Consider the following 17,793-nt stretch of genomic DNA (forward strand, 5'->3'; position numbering starts at 1 on the left):
AAGCAATATTTCCCATCACCCGGTCGGGCAATCCATCTCCATTGACATCCATTAATGTTTGGGAAGTGCCAAAAAACGAATAATAATACCCAGCAATAAGCACCTCGAAATCGTCAATGACGTCTTCTGGACTGCCCCAAAACTCACTGGTCACGTCTGAAGCCTGGCCATTAAGATCCCACGTTTCCGCCGGTTCAAAGCCGACACCGTTGTTGAATTGAACTACAAAATGACTATAAGGAGAAAAAGCGCTCCGCATTACCCTATCGGGAAGGCCATCTCCATTAATATCTATCAATTCAACATAAGTTTCATTTACATTTTCAGTGGTTCCTGTTGGTTTGTTGTAATTCGCACTAAGACTGTTCCATTGGTTATTGGTATACGCGCTTTGTAGCGAAGCCCACGTGTTTGGCAAACCAAATCCGGATCCGTTATTAAGTTGCACAAGCCAGTTGGTTACGGTGGGATCTGTCCCTATGATCACGTGATCTGGCAGACCATCACCATTGATATCAATAAGTTTGGCATATTCTCCACCACCATAAGTCCCTTCGGGTGCGCTCCATGTCGGGTAGTTAGTCTCCAATCCAGAGGCTGTAACAGGTCCCACGTTTGTGGAAGAGTTAAAACCGGATCCATTGTTAAATTGAACTATAAACTGATTGTACGGCCCCGGGAGGGATTTCCGCATGACTCGATCTGGTAGCCCATCACCGTCTAAATCCGCCAGCGTAACATAGGTTTCATTTACGGTGTCACCCGCTACAGTTGCAGGCTCGCTGGCGCTGATGCTGTTCCAATCGTCATTTGTAAAAGCACTGTGCAATCCCCCCCAATTTGTCGCCGCCTGAAAGCCAGAGCCCGTGTTTAATTGAACGACCCAATTTGTAAATCCGGAGTTTACCCCCCTCATGACTCGATCCACCAATCCGTCTCCGTTTACATCAGCCAGTGTCGAAATCTGATCGCCTTGGACGACTGAGGAAGGAGAGCTCCACCACGCGTTGTCTTCCAATCCTTGACTGGTTTCCGGTCCCCAGTTTGTCATTGCACCAAATTGAAACGATTGCACCTGATAACCAAACGTAACTTGCGGCATCGCCGTCGTATAATCCGCCCCAAATTCCGTGACCCCCATTAGCAGAGAACGCACAGTTGAAGGAGAATTCGTATAATTAAGCACATATTTGCAGACATTCGTGCCAGCCGCTTTGGCATCAATTTCCGCCAGCAGCTTCTTTGTCGTCACTCGGTAACCACTGAGGAATGAAATGTTGGTGTCCGAACGATTGGTCAAAATGAAATTAACCGTATGAGTCGGCGCAATCGCTGTCGCGTTTGTGTTGGCGTTGTAACTGATATTCGTAAGATAAAGCATGCCCCCATCATTCAAATAGCTGAACATCGCCATGTCCCCGTTGGCAGTGACGACTTTGTCCAGCGCCCACCGAAAAGTGCTTTCACCGGAATTTGTGATCCAACCGGCCTTCGAATTCTCCATTTGATTCGTCAATCCCTCGCCAAAAAAGTAAGTCGTGCCGCTTTTATCCACCGCTTCCCAATGGTTATTAGTGTAATAATTGTAAGTGATGAATGATCGGTCCACCTGCTGCCGGTAAACCATCGGATTCTGATTCGTGCCACTCACGCAAACCATGCGAGAAACCGACCCGTGACTATCCACGACAAAACCTTTCGAGTCATCGTATTGCGTCAAAGCATTCGTCGGCCCCCAGCCAATCGGAACCCCTTTGCGCGTCTCCCGCTGGATATATCCCACGTCCAGCGACCAACCGACACCGCACCACCCGTTTCCCATGCCCGAATTATAGCCGAGCACCAAACCCGGTTGCGTCCCATGCCGCCCCGGAGCGACATTGATGGGAACCCGATACGTGAATTTTCCCGTGAACAGATCCGTTTCAAAATCCAAGCTATTCGCCGTCGGATTGCCCGCCGATGCTGCCGGCGGAGTATTTGCATCCCACGTCTCCCCGCTATAATCTTGGGCAAAAGAATCTGTAAAAATGATCAGACAGAACAAAGTGGCTAGCCAAAGCCAGTTAATCCGAAAAAGAAAAGTTTTCATGTTAATAAAGTTAGAAAATGGCTATGGATTGCAAAAATTCGTGACCGTAACACTCACCGGCGAACTGCTGAAGTTAAGCCCATTCGCATCATGCCCCACCGCAGTAAGACTGTAGGCCCCCGCCGGCACAATCGGCCACGAATACGTGTAAGGCGGCGCGTTCGTCGCGGTAATTCGAGTTGAGCCTGCAAAAAACTCAACATTCGTAACCGCCCCACTCCAATCTAAAACCATCGCTTGAAGTGGAATTGCTGCGGGCTCCATGTAGGTCGAACTATTTGACGGTGAAACCAGGCTGATGCTAACCGACCCATTGCCCGCAGAATCTTCCAAATAATCAGGAATGCCATTGCCGTTGCTATCCATTGGCTTTCCGGAAGTATCAAGAGCAACATAATGATATCCTATATCAACCCGGGAATTCGCTTCTTTAACCTGATTTGTCTGAGTAGTGTATTGGTAAAGTCCCAGCAAATCAGCCGTTGGATTGCCTGCATCAGTCAAAGGACCGCTCGTCGCCTGGTAATAGCCTCCAAGCGGACCTGAAAACCACGATAAATTTGTTATAATATCCCCCGTTTGCGCTGATGAAAAAAATCGCGTGGCTCCATTTAAATAGGCCGAATGGGAATACGTACCGTCGAGGTCCGAAAGCAATCCATCAAATGCATTATTTACATGGACATTATTATTCGTGCCGGTTCCCTCATGATTAAAAACAACGAGATCAAAGTTGGTAGGATAATTCCCTGTCCCCACAAAAAGGTTGTTAAAGGTGGTGATCGTTCCTGGCGATTCGATGAAGATTCGGTAAGGCCGGTGAACAAGGTTATTTTGAAGAAATGCCGTGCTGGCATTAGTGAATGTGCTAATTGTCAGCGATCCGCCCGCAGCATAGATTTCGCAATCCCTCAAATTAAGGCTATTCAGAACCTGGCCCGAGTCACCTGCCCGCATAATATTGGTGATCGAATTTTGCGCGGATATAGTGGTGAAACGCATCGTAATGTTGGGCGCGCGGCTATTACTGGTCACATTAAAATCAATCGGGTGCGCTGACGCCAAAGCGTTCGTGAGCCAGACATTCGTGGACTGCTCCTGCACAAGGTTGACGTGCGCTAAATAATTTTTCTGAAGTGGCGTTCCTTGTGAAATTAATTGGCTTCCGTCGGTCAACAAGACCCCAATGCTATAGTAACCAAGGGCAACCCCATTGGTGAGCAGGAGACTGGAGTTGGTGACTGTGCAGGCGCTGAGGAAATCCAACGGATCATAATGATAACCGATATCCAGCGAACCATTGCCGTCTCGTTGAACTTGCGGGTTTAAAATAGTATTCGCACTAATAGTATTTGTCAGAAACGCCGGAGCAGAGGTGGTCCGATGCTGTAAATCGGCCAGCACGTTTGGATTAATATTTGTAGTACCTATCCCGCGAAGAACGCTGTTCGTCGGGAGGTAATAGTTGCCAGCGCCGAAGGGCTGGAAAATGGACGGAACTGGCGCGATGGAACTATAATAAACCTCGTTGGTGGTGGGAAAAAGCGCAATGGACGTTCCGTAAGAGTAATACGGATTCAAATGCGGCGACAAAACGATCGAATTCGTCAATGCAATCGAAGTTTGGGAAAGGTTAGGTGTGGTGTAATATTCCAGGAAATATTGGGATCCCAGGTCCGCGGTCAAATGCTCAGCCGAAACTTTCAGCGATGCGCTGTAAACCGTGATCGCGCCCGGGGCACAGCCACAAAAATTAGTCGTATTGTTGATGCCATCGCTCATGCTTATCAAAACATTATGCAAGCCAAGGTTAGTCACGCCTGAATTGACCGTGATGGGATGGTTGCAGTTCACAAATTGGCAATCCGAGACTTCCACGTCTCCGGCTCCTGCAGAGAGGGCATTCCAGCCATACGAAAAGCGCACGTTGGTTATAGAGCCGCCGCTCGGGCAATATAAGTAGGTTGAAACCGAAATAGTCGGACTGTTGCTGGCACTCAAGGGAACTCCGACACTATTATCATTCGTACAGGTAAAAATGGCGGGACGATATGGTCCCGTAAGGCAAACGATATTTCCATTCATTACGGTCGTGCCTTCGGCATTCCCGTCGCATTTGATGACGGTTCCCCCTTCGAGGGTGGTAGTGTTATAGAGATAGACGCTGCCACTTAGATAATACGTTGTGTCAGATTGAAAGGTGAAATCGGTAAAACTATTATTTATCAAATTATAATCCATCACCAGACCTGGGCGCTTCGGAATGTTTGCCTTGGCGATCAAAAGACTTTGTGATTTCGCTTGTCTTTGGCTGTTTTTGGTCGGGCTGCGAAAGAATGATTGTTGCGGCTCAGTGCCTTGTCCACCATTGTTTAATCGCGAAGATGGCGGCAACGCGTTTAACTGGGCGACCATGGAATCAAAGGGAATTTCCTCAACCAAAAATCTCCGCGTACCCTGGCGTACCCAGTGTTTGGCCACCGGAACGAGCAATAGGCCATTGAGGCCGTTGCCCGCAATATTGGTGGAGCCGTCCGTTGAAAAAGCATTTCCCTGATCCATTTGCATAGAACCAAAATTTAGGATTTCACTTCCCACCAACCGCCGCTCCACCCCTGAATTCTTCTGCACGGAAACACTAACTGTATTGGATAAAACCTCTGGATCTGCCGTATTATAAAACTCCGTCCAGACTTGGAGCATGGTCGTATCGGGATTCAAACCAAAACTCGCAGGCGCTGGCGGCTGTTGGTGCATGATTATGTCCTGCTCAAACCCCATCTTCTTATGAGTATAGAGTACATCGGCCTGAAAATCGGACTGAGAATCTACAAGGGCGTTGGTATAAAGCACTTGGTTGCCGATGGGCAATATTTGGCCGAGAGAATCCTGCAACCCGGCGATGATGGCGTTTTGACCGCTCGCGGAATCAAACAGACTCAATCCAAGCACCGTCCCGGTGAGATGCTGACCGTGAGGCATAACCAGATCAATGCTGCCGGGAATATTGATATTGGCGGAAAAATAAACTTGATGTTGAGTATTGGTGGCCGCGCCGCCGTTGGAAGTGAGTTGAATGTCTTCGGACGACGGAATCCACTTTCCGGCAACCAAATGGTTGAGGCCGGTGGCAAGCTCGGTGAATGAATTCGTGTGGTAAAAGATTGATCCATCAGCATTCGTCAACGCAACCGCGCTTTTCCAGACGCGATAATTGGAGCCGCTCTCGGCCACGGCATACCCTGATACATCACCTGCCCCAGAGGAATTCGCCGTAAAAGATTGGCCAAAGGTTTTTGAAGAAACAAACAAGGAGATCGCGGCGGCAAGTAGGCGGACAAGTTGAAGATGTAGCAGCCGTCGAACTCTTAATTCGGAAAGCTTCGAATCATAACAGAGCAAATATGCCTGACGAACCAGAACAATGTACATAAGGAATCTTTCGATTTAATGTCGTTTTAAAGAGCTTTCAAAAATGATTCTTTGAGCTACTTAAAGCCTCCTATGTGAATCTACACTTTTTCTATAAAACAATTTCTTGGGTGACAAGATTTTTTTAAAAATCTTAAAATATATAATCCGACCTTAACAAAACCTGATTAAGATACGTTTAAATTAGTTTACCTTTTTTCTGATTTAAGTGACGGAGCCTACTTATAGTGCACAACGGAAACATCGAAATATCTTCGCAAATTCCCTTGGTACACGGGAAGGAACCGGTAACTTGGTGATTAAAGATAGCGGAAACTAAATTGATTCTAGGCTTCGCATCAGAGACTGCGATTTTGCTGCTCCGGCTACGCGCGCAAACGAGACTGGCCTGCACTGGCAAAATCGCAGACTGACTCCTCCAATCGGAATGCCTGACTCTTAAATTGAAATGACCTTCACTCCGTTGCGCATCCGCTTCTCTCACTTCGCGTAACGCTTCACTTCGCTTTCGGTGCATTTCAATTTAGAGACAGGCAGGAATGAAACGCATCCTTCACGGCTCATGCCTGGGCAGTGATCCTTGCCAGTTGGTGGCCCAGCATGAACAGAACACCCGGTGCGAAGTTTGGACCGCAGTGGCCGACCACAAGTATGGGACGGCGGAAACTTTGTGGCGTGCCATCAAAAGGGCATCGTGACGCACTTGGGGATGCCAAGGCAAGGCTGGCAAGGTGGAGGGAATTTTTCCCACAATGAGTTTAAATATGAGGCCAAGACCGACCAGTATGTATGCCCTGCGGGAAAGCGGCGGCAGGTTTGGGAATAAGGCGCGGACAAATCGGTATGCGCTGGCTGCGCGTTGCGGGCGCAATGCACGCGCTCTCAATCCGGGCGGGCACTCAGCCGGCACACCGATGCGGCCAACAATCATAGGTTCAAACGGGCCCGGTTGCGGCGGTTGTGGCGTCAGCACATTCAGGATTACCTGATTGCGGCCATACAGAACATCCGGATATTGCTGGCGCGGACAGTGCTTCGCCCGGCGGCCAGCGAGGTGATCAATCTCAAGGAATGGATGAGGGACACCGAACGCATGGCCAGGGAACCCACACGGCTTGGAACTGACTCGCTGACCCTTGGGCAACTTTGTAGAAAACCCTTCGGGCTATTTTCGCTCAACTGAACCACCCGCTCGGTTGCCACCAAAACATAGACTTTTGGGCAACACGCCCTCAAAATACGCCCGGACCAGCGCACTGCTGATAAAGCAGCTTGATTCACAAGCGGAAAGGGTTCACCCTTTCGGCTTTTGCATGTTAACTATTTCTGAAGTCAGCAAATCGTTCGGCGGGCGGACGCTATTTAGCGATGTCACCTTGCAGGTGAACCGCGGTGACCGCATCGGTCTTGTCGGGCCCAACGGCGCGGGCAAGTCCACGCTCTTTTCGTTGATCTTAAAAAACGACGAGCCGGACACCGGCCAGGTCACTTTTCAACGCAATACCACGGTCGGTTTTCTTCCGCAGGAAAGCGCGCCCGCCGGTGATGAGACGGTGCTGGAACTCGCCACCGCCATCACGCCCGAAGTCCAAAAATTGCAGCAGCAACTCAAGGCGTGGGAACAGGATCATCCCGGCGCGGTCGAGCATCACGACGATATTCACGCGCGCTTCGACGAACTCGGCGGTTATCAACTCGAATCGAAGGCCAAGCAGATTCTCGCGGGTCTGAGTTTTCGCGAAAAAGATTTCAATCGTCCGGCGCGCGAGATGAGCGGTGGCTGGGTCATGCGCGCGCACCTGGCGCGGTTGCTGGTCCAGGAACCCGACCTGCTCATGCTCGACGAACCGACGAACCATTTGGATCTTGAGGCGTTGATTTGGTTCCAGGAATATCTCGCGCAATATCCCGGCGCGATCCTGATGATTTCCCACGACCGCGAATTTCTCAATCATCTCGTCGGAACCATCATCGAGATTCGCCAGTCGCAACTGATTTCGTACCGCGGCAATTACGAGGATTACCTGGTGCAACGCGTCGCGAAGGAGGAGCAGTTGCTGGCGGCTTATAAAAATCAACAGCGCGAGATCGCGTCGTTGCAGGAATTCGCCGACCGTTTTCGCGCCAAGGCCAGCAAGGCATCGCAGGCGCAAAGCAAATTGAAACAGATCGCGCGCATGGAAAAAATCGAGGCGCCGGTCAACACCGATCGCAAAATCAATTTCAGTTTTCCCCAGCCGCAACGCAGCGGCCTGAAAGTCATCACGCTCAAAAACATTCAGCACGCGTACGGTGAAAACGTGGTGTATCGCGGGATTGATTATCAGGCAGAACGCGATCAGCGCACGGTGCTCGTCGGTCCGAACGGCGCGGGCAAATCCACCTTGCTCAAATTGCTCGCGGGGGCGATGCCGGTACAGGGCGGCGAGCGCGATCTCGGACACAACGTCAAAGCGGGTTATTATTCACAATATCGCGTGGAGATGTTGCAGCCGCAGCGCACCGTGCTTGAAGAGGCATTGGACACGCCGCAGCGCATAACGGAACAATTCGTCCGCACGGTGCTCGGTTGCTTTCTCTTTCGCGGTGACGATGTTTTCAAGAAAGTGAAAGTGCTTAGCGGCGGTGAAAAAAGCCGGCTCGCGCTGGTAAAACTTCTGCTCGATCCGCCGAACCTTTTGCTCATGGACGAGCCCACCACGCATTTGGACATGCCGAGCATTGATGCGCTCGTGGATGCGCTCAAGCAATTCGCTGGCACGCTGATTTTCATCAGCCATGATGTTTATTTCATCCGCGCGCTCGCCACGAGCGTGGTGCATGTGCATGCCGGACAGTTGACGTGTTATTCCGGCGATTACCAATATTACCTCGACAAAACTTCCGCCACCTCGGCGCGCGCCGCGCTTACTGCGGGATCAAAAAGCCAGCCGGCTCCAGCGGCCAAGCCCGTGGAAAAAGTCAGCGGCAAATCGAAGGACCAAAAACGCCTGGAGGCCGAGCAGCGCCAGCAGCGTTCACGCGCGCGCCGGGAACAAGTTGAGTTCGTCGCACGTCTTGAGAAAGAGATCGGCGAACTTGAGGAAAAACAAACGTCTCTCTCCGCCGAATTGGAAAAACCCGAAACGTATGAAAAGCCCGGTCGCGCGATGGAGATCAATCGCGAATTGATTTACGTGCAGGAACGGCTGGCGGAGATTGAGCCGGAATGGGAAACCGCTTCGGTCAAACTCGCGGAGACGGAATCTGCGTAACAGAACCGTCGCGAAAAATTCTTTGCCTGCCGTGCGCGTTGTCGGCAGTGTTTTGCGGTCATAAATTTTATGCGTGTTATATCTTTGTCGTTGGCAGCTCTTTTCGCTTGTGCCACCGCGCCATTTGCCACGGCGTCTGGAAAAGCGCAGCATGTGGTCGTGATCGTGTGGGACGGGATGCGCCCGGATTTCATCACGGCGGACGGCACACCTACGCTTTACAAACTGGCGCACGAAGGCGTGTGGTTTGACAATCATCATCCGGTTTATATGAGCGCGACGGAGGTGAACGGCACCGCGATCAATACCGGCGCGTATCCCGCGCACGACGGCATCATCGGCAACAAGGAATTCCGCCCGAATATTGATCCGCTCAAACCGGTTCACACGGAGGAAACCGACACCGTCCGCAAGGGCGACGCCGCCATGCACGGCCACTATGTTCGCGTGCCGACCATCGAAGAATATTTGCAAAAGAAAGGCCTGCGTACGGTTGTTGCCGGAGCGAAGCCGGTGGCCATTTTGCCGGACCGCGCGGAGCGGCCCGCAGGCGCGGCGAATGTGGATTTGTTTGCGGGCGAAACGCTGCCGCCGGAAGTGCTCGACACTATCACCGCGCTGCACGGCCCGTTCCCCGGCACGAATGACGACAAAATGACGCGCAATGATTGGACCACGGCGGCGTTGATTGATCCGCTGTGGAAAAATGGCGTGCCGGCATTTTCATTGTTGTGGATGAACCAGCCGGATTTTGCGCAACACCAAAGCGGCCCGGGTTCCGAGCTTGCGCTCGCCGCGATCAAGAACGCCGATGACAATCTCGCGCGCGTTTTGCAGGCGCTCGAAGCGAAAGGTGTCCGTGACAAGACCGACATCATGCTCGTTTCCGATCACGGTTTTTCAACGGTGTTAAGCATCGTGGATTTGGCCGATTCCCTCAAGCACGCCGGGTTCAAAGCATCGCGCCAATTCAAAGGCACCCCCGCCAGCGGCGACATCATGGTCTGTGGCAACGGCGGCTCGGTGTTTCTTTACATCACCGGCCATGAGAAAAAAATTGTCGGGCAACTGGTGAAGTTTTTGCAGGCGTGGCCCTACTCCGGCGTCATCTTCACGAAGCAAGCTATGGAAGGCACATTCACCCTGGCGCAAGGGCACATTGATTCTCCTGACGCGCCGGATATTTACATGTCCATGCGCTGGAACGCGGGAAAAAACGATGTGGGCACGCCGGGAATGTTGATTTGCGATTCCACGCCATACGGCCCCGGTCAAGGCATGCACGGCAGCTTGAGCGTGTATGACATGCACAATACTTTCATCGCCAACGGCCCGGATTTTCGCGCGGGCATTGTGGATCATTTGCCAACGGGCAATGTGGATGTCGCGCCAACCGCGCTTTGGATTCTCGGCGTCAAACAGCCGAAAACCATGGACGGCCGCGTGGTCAGCGAAGCGATGAATATTCCCGACGCGAAAATAAAATCATTCGAGCCCGCTCATCTGGAAGCGACGCGCGAATTGGAAAAAGTCGTATGGCACCAATATCTTAATTCCACCGAGGTCAACGGCGTGACTTACTTCGACGAAGGTAACGGTTATCAAACCGAAAAAACGAAGTAACTCCTTCGTTCTCAATTTCGGTGGAATCAATCGTCATCGTCGGTCTTGTGCGTCATCACAAAACCGGAATGCACCGGCGCCGGCATGGGCTGGCCGTCTTTCTTCACCGAACGCCAGATGATTTCGCTGAACAGAAAATCATTTATCGCGTCTTCCTTTTTGAAATTTAGTTTTAACTTCTGTCCCCAACTGGCGAGCGCGTTGGTTTCCGACAAATCCGCATTGGCGGGCACGGCGACAAAAGGTTGCAACCGGGCTTCGCTTTGGAAGGAGTTATACATGGGATTCGCGGCGGCATCGAATTGCGTCATGGGCTTGAGGCCGAGAATCAATTCAATCGTGCGCAACATGCTCGAAGTGGAATACAGAGTGGAATCCACCGCGCCGTGTTTGGTGAGCGGACTGATGACGAGCGCCTCGGTGCGATGCGCGTCAACGTGGTCGGGGCCGTTTTGCGCATCGTCTTCGATGACAAAAATCGCGGTGGTCGGCCAAAATTTGGAACGGCTCACGCCTTCAACTAATTTCCCGAGCGCGGCATCGTTTTCGGCAACGTACGCGGTCGGAGTCAATTTTCCGGCGCTGACTCCGTGCGTGTGGTCATTGGGCAAGCGCACGATTTGGAGACGCGGCATGTCGCCCTCTTTTTCGTAGCGTTTCATTTCGGATAGAAAACGGCCGGCGCGGTCGGCGTCCTTATAATCGAGATCAAAGCTGCGATAGAGCGGATCGTAATGGCCTTGCAACGCCTTGATGTGCGTCGTGGCTGGCTGGCCAGCTACTTTGGCATTTTGAACGAACTCGCCGTAACTGCGATAAGTGATTCCCGCTTCGCGCGCGCGGTCCCAGATATATCCACTCGAAGGCCATGAGATAGGAAAGACGCCTTCGCTCGGATAGGGAAATTTATTGGACTTTTTGTGGCCATAATTCAGCGGCCAGGTTTTCTCCACATAATCGCTGGCGTAGGCGGCCATGGACCATTCGTGGCCGTCGGCGCTGACTTCGGCATCGGCATAAAAATTATCCAGCAAAACAAATTCGCGCACGAGCTTGTGAAGGTTCGGCGTGACCTGATCGGGAAAGAGGCAAAGCTTGGGATCGCCGTTGCCTTGAGGAAGATCGCCGAACACCTGATCATAAGTGCGATTCTCCTTGATGATATAAATGCAGTGCGTGATGGGGCTCGGGTCGCCAACTTTTGCGGGAACGGGATTGCCGGCGGGTTGGGCAATCGTGGCGGAAAAGTCCGGGCGCAAGGGGCTGCACTTGAGCACTTCCGCTGTCCATGCGGCCAGGCGCTGGTCCAGTTCCGCGCGCGGAGGAATATCCACGATGCTCAACGTGCCGACAAAAAGGTCCGCGATATATTCCGCTTTGGCTTTCTTTTTTGTGCGACCAGGAGTCGGCTGCGGTCCCTCGGGATTCGCGCGCGCAACATTGCCTTTGCCGTTGGTGATCAAAAGATGGCGGCCATCGGGAGTCACGCGCACGCATGTGGGATACCAGCCGGTGGGAATGAAACCGAGGCTGCGGCTCTCGCCGGATTTTTCGAGATCGAAGACGGCAACCGCATTGATATTGGCATTGGCCACGAAGAGCAATTTATCATCGGGTGAAAGCGCGATGCTGTTGGGCGTGGAGCCGAGTGGTGATTGTGGATAGAGCGTGGCGCTAAGGGTTTCGACGGCACGGCCGGATTGGGTATCGAGAACGGTGACGGTGTTTTCGTTGGCATTGGCGACGAAAAGCTTTTTGCCGTCGTGACTCAGAACCAGGTCGCATGGATGCGAACCGGTGCTCCATCGTCCGATGACTTCGCCGGATTTAAGGTCCAGTACCGCGACGGAAGCGCCACCCCAAAGGCTCACGTAGAGCCGGTCGCGGCGCGAATCCACCACGCAGCCGTAGGGATAAACGCCATTGTTGTCAGCCACGAATTCGGTGGCTTCGGCGCGTTTGTTCGCAGCCGCCGTGTCGAAGTCTTCGTTATTTTTTTTGGCGACGACTTGCGTCGGGGCAGCGTTGCTGATCAACGCAACATCATGCACCGAATTATCCTGAAGCGTGACTTCCGAGACGCGGTTGTTCCAAAGATTCGCCGCATAGAGTGTTCGGTCATCGGCATCCAGCGCCAGTCCGACGGGGACGCCGCGCTCCGAGACATCGCGCAGTTTGATGCGTTCGCGCCCGGACAATTTGCCATCGGCGAAATCGAAGGCAAAAATCTGCTCACCACTCGAGCCGCTGCAATATAATTTCTTGCCATCGTGCGAAAAGACAACGCCGTAAAACGATTCGGCCAGGTTCGCGCGCGCGGCCACTTGCTGGGTTTGCAGATCCACGATGATGACTTCGTGCTGGCTGTAACCGCTATGCAGGACGGCGACATATTTGCCGCCGGGATGCACGGACATGTTGACCGGAAAATCGCCCAACTCGACGTGCTTGCCCGCCGGGCGAATCGTCCATTGGTTAGGGAGAAGCATCGAGCCGTCAGGCTGCAACCCCGGCCAAAGTGCGGGAGCGTGGGTATCGGCTAAAGCGCAACTTGTGGAAAAGATCGCGCTTAAAATGACGGCTTTAAAAAATGAATGACTGGCTTTCAGATTAAATTTCATGCGAGTTGATGTTGCCAAATCATCCTGGAACGGCGTGCAACTTTTTGGAAACGATTCGGTGTCATTGTAACTCGCCGCTAACCACAAGTCGAGTTACAATAACTCGCAATCCGGCTTAGGGCGTGAGTCGTTGAAAATCAATCCGGCGCACGTAGCCGAGGTCATTTTCCACGATGAGAAGATTGCCGTTTTTGTCCATCGAGACGGAACGCAACTGGCCAAACTTGATGCCCGGAGTGAAAAACCATTGGCCATCGCCCGCATGGGCATCTCCCGAACCGTTGACCAAAATATGTATGATGCCGGTGGCGTCCACATAAAGAAATTGCGCGCCGTTATCGGTGGCCAGAAAATAACCGCCGCAGGGCGGCTGCCAGACCCCGCGAACGTCGTTGAGGCCATTGGTCAGCGCGAGCGTGTTGTTGACCACGGGGCTGGTGCTGCCATTGCCGAACAGCAGCGTGCGATTACCGGTGCCCGCCGCTACCGCCCAGACGGTATTGTCATCCCGATCCGTGGCGATGATATTTGTGCCGCTGACGATGATATTGCCGAGGTCATCGAATTGACTGTTCAAATTGAAACTGCCGCCGGTTGGAGTCCATTGCCGCAAATGACTGCTGGAGGCATAATAAACCAGCGTCTCGTTGGAATTCACCCACAAACCGCGGCCGCTGGTGATGCCTTTGCTGTCGGTGAAGAGCGTCGTCATGATGCCATTGGTGGCGAGGCGGCGGATTTTTCCATTGCCCGTATCAAGCACATACACCGTGCCATCGCCGCGTACCCACAAACCATTTGGCTGATTCATCGCGACGTTGATGGCGAGCGTGGCGGTGTCCGGGCCATTTCCGGAAATATGCGTGCCGGCGACGGTGTGGATACGGCCGTCGAGCGTGACCTTCTCGACGGCGTGGGTGTTTTTATCCACGATATAGACATTGCCAGCGTCATCGGCCATGGCGAAGTGCGGACGCGACAACGCGGCGTTGGTGGCGAAACCGCCTTCAAAACTTGGCTGCCAATAATTGATGTTGTCCGTACCCGGATCGGCGCCGCTGCCCGCGATGGTGTGCAACACGCCATACGACTGCACCAGATTCGTGAAAGCAAACGGTGTATTCGTGGATAGATCCACCGCGCGCAAACGGAAAAAACTGTTCGATGCGAGTGGCGAAAAAAGACCCGTGGCATTGGCGTTCGTGGTGAAGAAATTTTGCTGGGGCATCCAAGTTGTCTGGCCGCTTAATTGCGATGCGGATTCCACCGTGCAGACGCCATTGGTAAAAGCATTAGCCCACGAAATCTGGCCGTTGGAATTGAAGGATTGAATTTGAAAGTTGTTTCCCGCCGCCCGGGCCAAACCGGGGCACAACCACAAAAACCAAAGCAACTTTCTAATACGCATTATGGAAGAACCAAGGTAGCACTTATCGCACGCGACAGCTATAACAAACTGCGCAGGTAAAATTTGAACGGGTCTTAAAACGAAGTATCGTTTCTATCCTGGCTACGGGCGCGAAAGTCTCAATAAAACCGTCTATGAACAACGGCTTGATGTCGGATATTTTTTAATATACGAACAGACTGTCTTGCATCAATCGTTAGGTGGCATTGACATGAGCAATTCTCCACAACATTTGAAACATTCTGTCGGAGTACCATTCTGGATTGGTTGCCTCGTCGGACCAATTTTGTTCATTATCTTTTGCGCGGCGTTGGGAATCTTCCAGAACAGTTTTACATTTTGGTTTTTCGCCGGCATTGGGGTTGTTGTCTTTGGTCCCGTTGGAGGCATGATTTCTCAAGCCAGTCATGACCTTTTTGTGGCACGCCGCTTGCGGCTGATTCACCTTTGGGATTTTCTCGCCTTCGCGGCTATTGCCATCGCGTTCGTTGTAGCGGGCGAGGCTTTATTTCACGCCCCCGGCAAGGAATCGGACATTAATATGTTCAAGAATCGCACCTTTGATATTGCCGGAGCGTTCGTCATGCTGATGGTGCTGGTTTACTCCATATCCAAGAATCCCAAGAATCTCGCGCATTTGTTATCACGGCAGACATGGATGGCAATTCTCTTGACCATCGCTTTGCTCGGAACTTGCGCCGGGATCTACAGGCTGACTGGATTTGACTTGAGTTGGATTATGGTGATTGGCACTGCACTCTGGGCAGCGACGAAGATTCATTTCAAGCGTTACGAGTCTGGCATTTCGTATCGGCCGGTTGTCTTGTTTTTCGGTTTCGTGTTACTTTGGTTCATCGCGTTTCCGTGGTATTTGGTTGTTCGCCACAAGATAAAGACGGGCACAGCGACTTTGAAAGATGGAGCTACAAATGGCTGACACCGGGGCGCGAAAGTCTCAATGTTTTAACGTCTTGATGAGAGGTAAATTTTAATATGCGAATTGGCAGCGGCGTTGGTGGTGAGTTCCTACGCGCGACATTATGGACATTTTTGGAAATACACACCCGAAACTGATGCCTCGGCACTTATTCTTTGGTGCCTTGGTCGTTCGCGAAAACACCGCAGTTCGAGCGAACGTAGAAAAACAAAACTATACTGTTTGCCCGCGCCATTGGTACATGGATGCGGACTTCAAATGCGAACGGTGCGGCCAAGAATTTACTTGGACTGCCGACGAGCAGAAGACGTGGTTTGAGGACTTCTCTTTCTGGATTGGTTCTCAGCCTCGTCAATGCAAGAAATGTCGCGCTGAGCTTCGCCGCCTAGTCGAGTTGCGAAAAGAGTATGATTCGACGGTTGCAGCAGCCCGGGAGCATGGGACGCTTGAACAAAAGAGGCGGATTATGGACATTGTGCTTGAGTTGCAGCAGGCGTTTGGAAATCTGCCTGAAAAGATGACGCAGACGATGGAATTGTTTCAGAGACAGCTTAAAAAGTAGGCGGTTCAACAATACTGCTCAAGCGAGATACCGACAGGTGCTTTAGAACGCTACTTTAAGCGCCTGCGCCTGCTGTGCTCGTCTCGCAGGTGCCCGTAGGTCTTCATGCACAGTGCTCCGCCGTCTTGGTGGCCTAACCAGCGTGATACCGTCGGAATATTCACTCCTTGCTCAATACAACTGGCGGCGAAAATGTGGTGCAAATTGCGCTGGACGTTGATATGCCAATCATCGTAAATGCGCTTGCCGCAGAACATTTGGACACGTAAACTGGTTGAACGATAGGCTGCCAGTTTAGCTCAGTGGTAGAGCAACGGTTTTGTAAACCGTCGGTCGTCGGTTCGACTCCGACAACTGGCTCCAATTTTCTCATTTTTTCAACTTCTTCGCAGGCAATTTCACCTTGGCCGAGTTGTGAATGCCCGGCGGTGCGGCAGCGCGCTATCTACCATGCCTAGATTTTTGATTGTCCGTTGCGGGACTTGGGACGACTGCGCGGCAGCGCAGCCCTGCCAGGTTAGTGGGGTGGAGGGTGCGAAGTCACGGTCTCGCGGGTACGCTCGCCCTCCCTTGGAGTTTTTGATTTTTTTGGGGGTGAAAAAAAGTGTGTCAATCCTTCCATAGGTTACAGAATTGAGGAGGGTTTATGAGACAATGGTGGGATGTTAAGTCAGTTTGATTGGTTGGATGGTTGGAACGGGGAATCAGGGAATATAAGCGGGCGTGGTGTTTTTTGCGGTGCGGGTGGATGGGGGCGTTGGCGGTGGCGGGAGGGTTCGATTGGCTTCAAAAATGTCTCATCCATTAATTAACCAAAATAAAATTATCCTAACCCCTATTATTATGTTGAGGAAATCACGTTCGGATGCGAGTTGGAATGCGTTGTCGCCGGAGCAGCAGTCCATTTTGGAGGGCTGGTTGTTTGATAATCATCTCAGTTATGTAAAGGCTTTGAAACGGGCGACGGAGGAGCTGGGTTTTACCGGGTCGCTGGCGAGTTTGAAGCGGTTTTACCAGCGGAAGTCGCAGGAGCGGATGGTGCGGGATTTGGCGGAGTCGAACCGGGACGCGGCGGAGATTGACGGGGTGAAGGTAGATGCGGAGCGGTTGCAGCGGGCGGGTTTGAAGATTTTGGCGCAGAAGTTTTTCCGGCGGATGCGGGATGAGGAGATTGCGGATGTGGGTTTGACGTCAAAGCTGGTGTTACAGGCGGAGGCGAACGGGATGAAGCGGGAGCGGTTGGAGGTGCAGCGCGCGAACCAGGAGTTGCGGCGGGAGCGGTTGCAGTTTGAGCGGGAGAGTTGGGAGTTTAGCGTGGTGGAGGAGGCGCTGGGGATGTTGCCGGAGTTGAATGAGTTGAAGTGGGCGCGGGACTCGGCGGCGGACCCGGATTTGGAGGATGAGCGGATCAATGCGATTCGGACGCGGTTGTTTGGGGCGGATGTGGTGAAGCGGTGTCCGGCGACGGCGGGGTTGCGAGTCGAAGAAAGGCGGCCGGAAGCGGACGATGGTTCGGATAAGTCCGCTTAGGCTCGGGTAAGGCCGGGTATGGAGGAAAACATTTTATGGATGCGATTGAGATTCGAGATGGGGAGCCCCTCTCTCCGGCTCTCTCCCCGCGCGGTCGCGGGGAGAGAGGGATGGAGTGCGGTGGTGGGCGATGGCGATGGGCGAAGGAAGTTACTTGGTGAATCTATGATTTCTTTCGTCCCTGAAGGGACTTGGTTTGTGGCGGAGGTAAACCCAGCAATAAATTGCTGGGCTAATATCTGCCGTCCCTGCGGGACTTGGGATGGCTGCGCGGCAGCGCAGCCCTGCCAGGTTAGAGGAAGGGGTGGAGCGGCGTGGTCGCGTCGCACTGCCT

General features: G+C 52.5%; 11 protein-coding genes and 1 tRNA gene. 8 read left to right on the top strand and 4 right to left on the bottom strand.

Features of this window, described 5'->3' with window-relative positions; translation table 11 throughout:
• Nucleotides 1-2,092 (bottom strand): SpvB/TcaC N-terminal domain-containing protein (locus VH413_07075; GenBank protein HEX3798449.1); only part of this gene is annotated, 2,092 nt, incomplete at its 3' end.
• 21 nt (nucleotides 2,093-2,113) lie between these two features.
• Nucleotides 2,114-4,963 carry an Ig-like domain-containing protein gene (locus VH413_07080; GenBank protein ID HEX3798450.1) on the bottom strand — a complete coding sequence of 950 codons (2,850 nt, stop codon included), beginning with the start codon at nucleotides 4,961-4,963 and terminating at the stop codon, nucleotides 2,114-2,116.
• A 3-nt stretch (nucleotides 4,964-4,966) separates the two neighbouring features.
• Here VH413_07080 and VH413_07085 point away from each other — a divergent pair, with 3 nt between their 5' ends.
• The 4 genes from VH413_07085 (at nucleotide 4,967) to VH413_07100 (ending at nucleotide 10,401) form a co-directional block, all read left to right on the top strand.
• On the top strand, nucleotides 4,967-5,239 hold the full coding sequence (locus VH413_07085; GenBank protein ID HEX3798451.1) for a hypothetical protein: 273 nt from the start codon (nucleotides 4,967-4,969) through the stop codon (nucleotides 5,237-5,239).
• Nucleotides 5,240-6,063: 824 nt separating this feature from the next.
• Complete coding sequence (locus VH413_07090) at nucleotides 6,064-6,222, top strand: hypothetical protein (GenBank protein HEX3798452.1); 159 nt, start codon at nucleotides 6,064-6,066, stop codon at nucleotides 6,220-6,222.
• A gap of 615 nt (nucleotides 6,223-6,837) precedes the next feature.
• Complete coding sequence (locus VH413_07095) at nucleotides 6,838-8,778, top strand: ABC-F family ATP-binding cassette domain-containing protein (GenBank protein HEX3798453.1); 1,941 nt, start codon at nucleotides 6,838-6,840, stop codon at nucleotides 8,776-8,778.
• Between the two features lie 69 nt (nucleotides 8,779-8,847).
• A complete protein-coding gene (locus VH413_07100; protein ID HEX3798454.1) occupies nucleotides 8,848-10,401 on the top strand; it encodes an alkaline phosphatase family protein in 1,554 nt (517 codons plus the stop codon).
• A 26-nt stretch (nucleotides 10,402-10,427) separates the two neighbouring features.
• Here VH413_07100 and VH413_07105 read toward each other — a convergent pair whose 3' ends face one another.
• Nucleotides 10,428-13,022, bottom strand: coding sequence for an SMP-30/gluconolactonase/LRE family protein (locus tag VH413_07105; protein HEX3798455.1), 2,595 nt, complete (start codon nucleotides 13,020-13,022; stop codon nucleotides 10,428-10,430).
• A gap of 115 nt (nucleotides 13,023-13,137) precedes the next feature.
• Nucleotides 13,138-14,430: a hypothetical protein gene (locus tag VH413_07110; protein HEX3798456.1), complete on the bottom strand. Its 1,293-nt coding sequence runs from the start codon at nucleotides 14,428-14,430 to the stop codon at nucleotides 13,138-13,140.
• Between the two features lie 286 nt (nucleotides 14,431-14,716).
• Here VH413_07110 and VH413_07115 point away from each other — a divergent pair, with 286 nt between their 5' ends.
• The 4 genes from VH413_07115 to VH413_07130 all read left to right on the top strand — a co-directional run bounded on the left by VH413_07115 (nucleotide 14,717) and on the right by VH413_07130 (nucleotide 17,459).
• Nucleotides 14,717-15,367 (top strand): hypothetical protein, encoded by a 651-nt coding sequence (locus tag VH413_07115; protein ID HEX3798457.1) that lies wholly within the window; start codon nucleotides 14,717-14,719, stop codon nucleotides 15,365-15,367.
• Nucleotides 15,368-15,470: 103 nt separating this feature from the next.
• Nucleotides 15,471-15,929, top strand: a complete 459-nt coding sequence (locus VH413_07120; protein ID HEX3798458.1) for a zinc-ribbon domain containing protein — start codon at nucleotides 15,471-15,473, stop codon at nucleotides 15,927-15,929.
• Nucleotides 15,930-16,217: 288 nt separating this feature from the next.
• Nucleotides 16,218-16,292, top strand: a tRNA-Thr gene (locus VH413_07125).
• Between the two features lie 480 nt (nucleotides 16,293-16,772).
• Nucleotides 16,773-17,459, top strand: coding sequence for a hypothetical protein (locus VH413_07130; protein HEX3798459.1), 687 nt, complete (start codon nucleotides 16,773-16,775; stop codon nucleotides 17,457-17,459).
• Nucleotides 17,460-17,793: the final 334 nt, after the last annotated feature.

The organism is Verrucomicrobiia bacterium (assembly GCA_036268055.1).
Taxonomy (GTDB): domain Bacteria; phylum Verrucomicrobiota; class Verrucomicrobiia; order Limisphaerales; family Pedosphaeraceae; genus DATAUW01.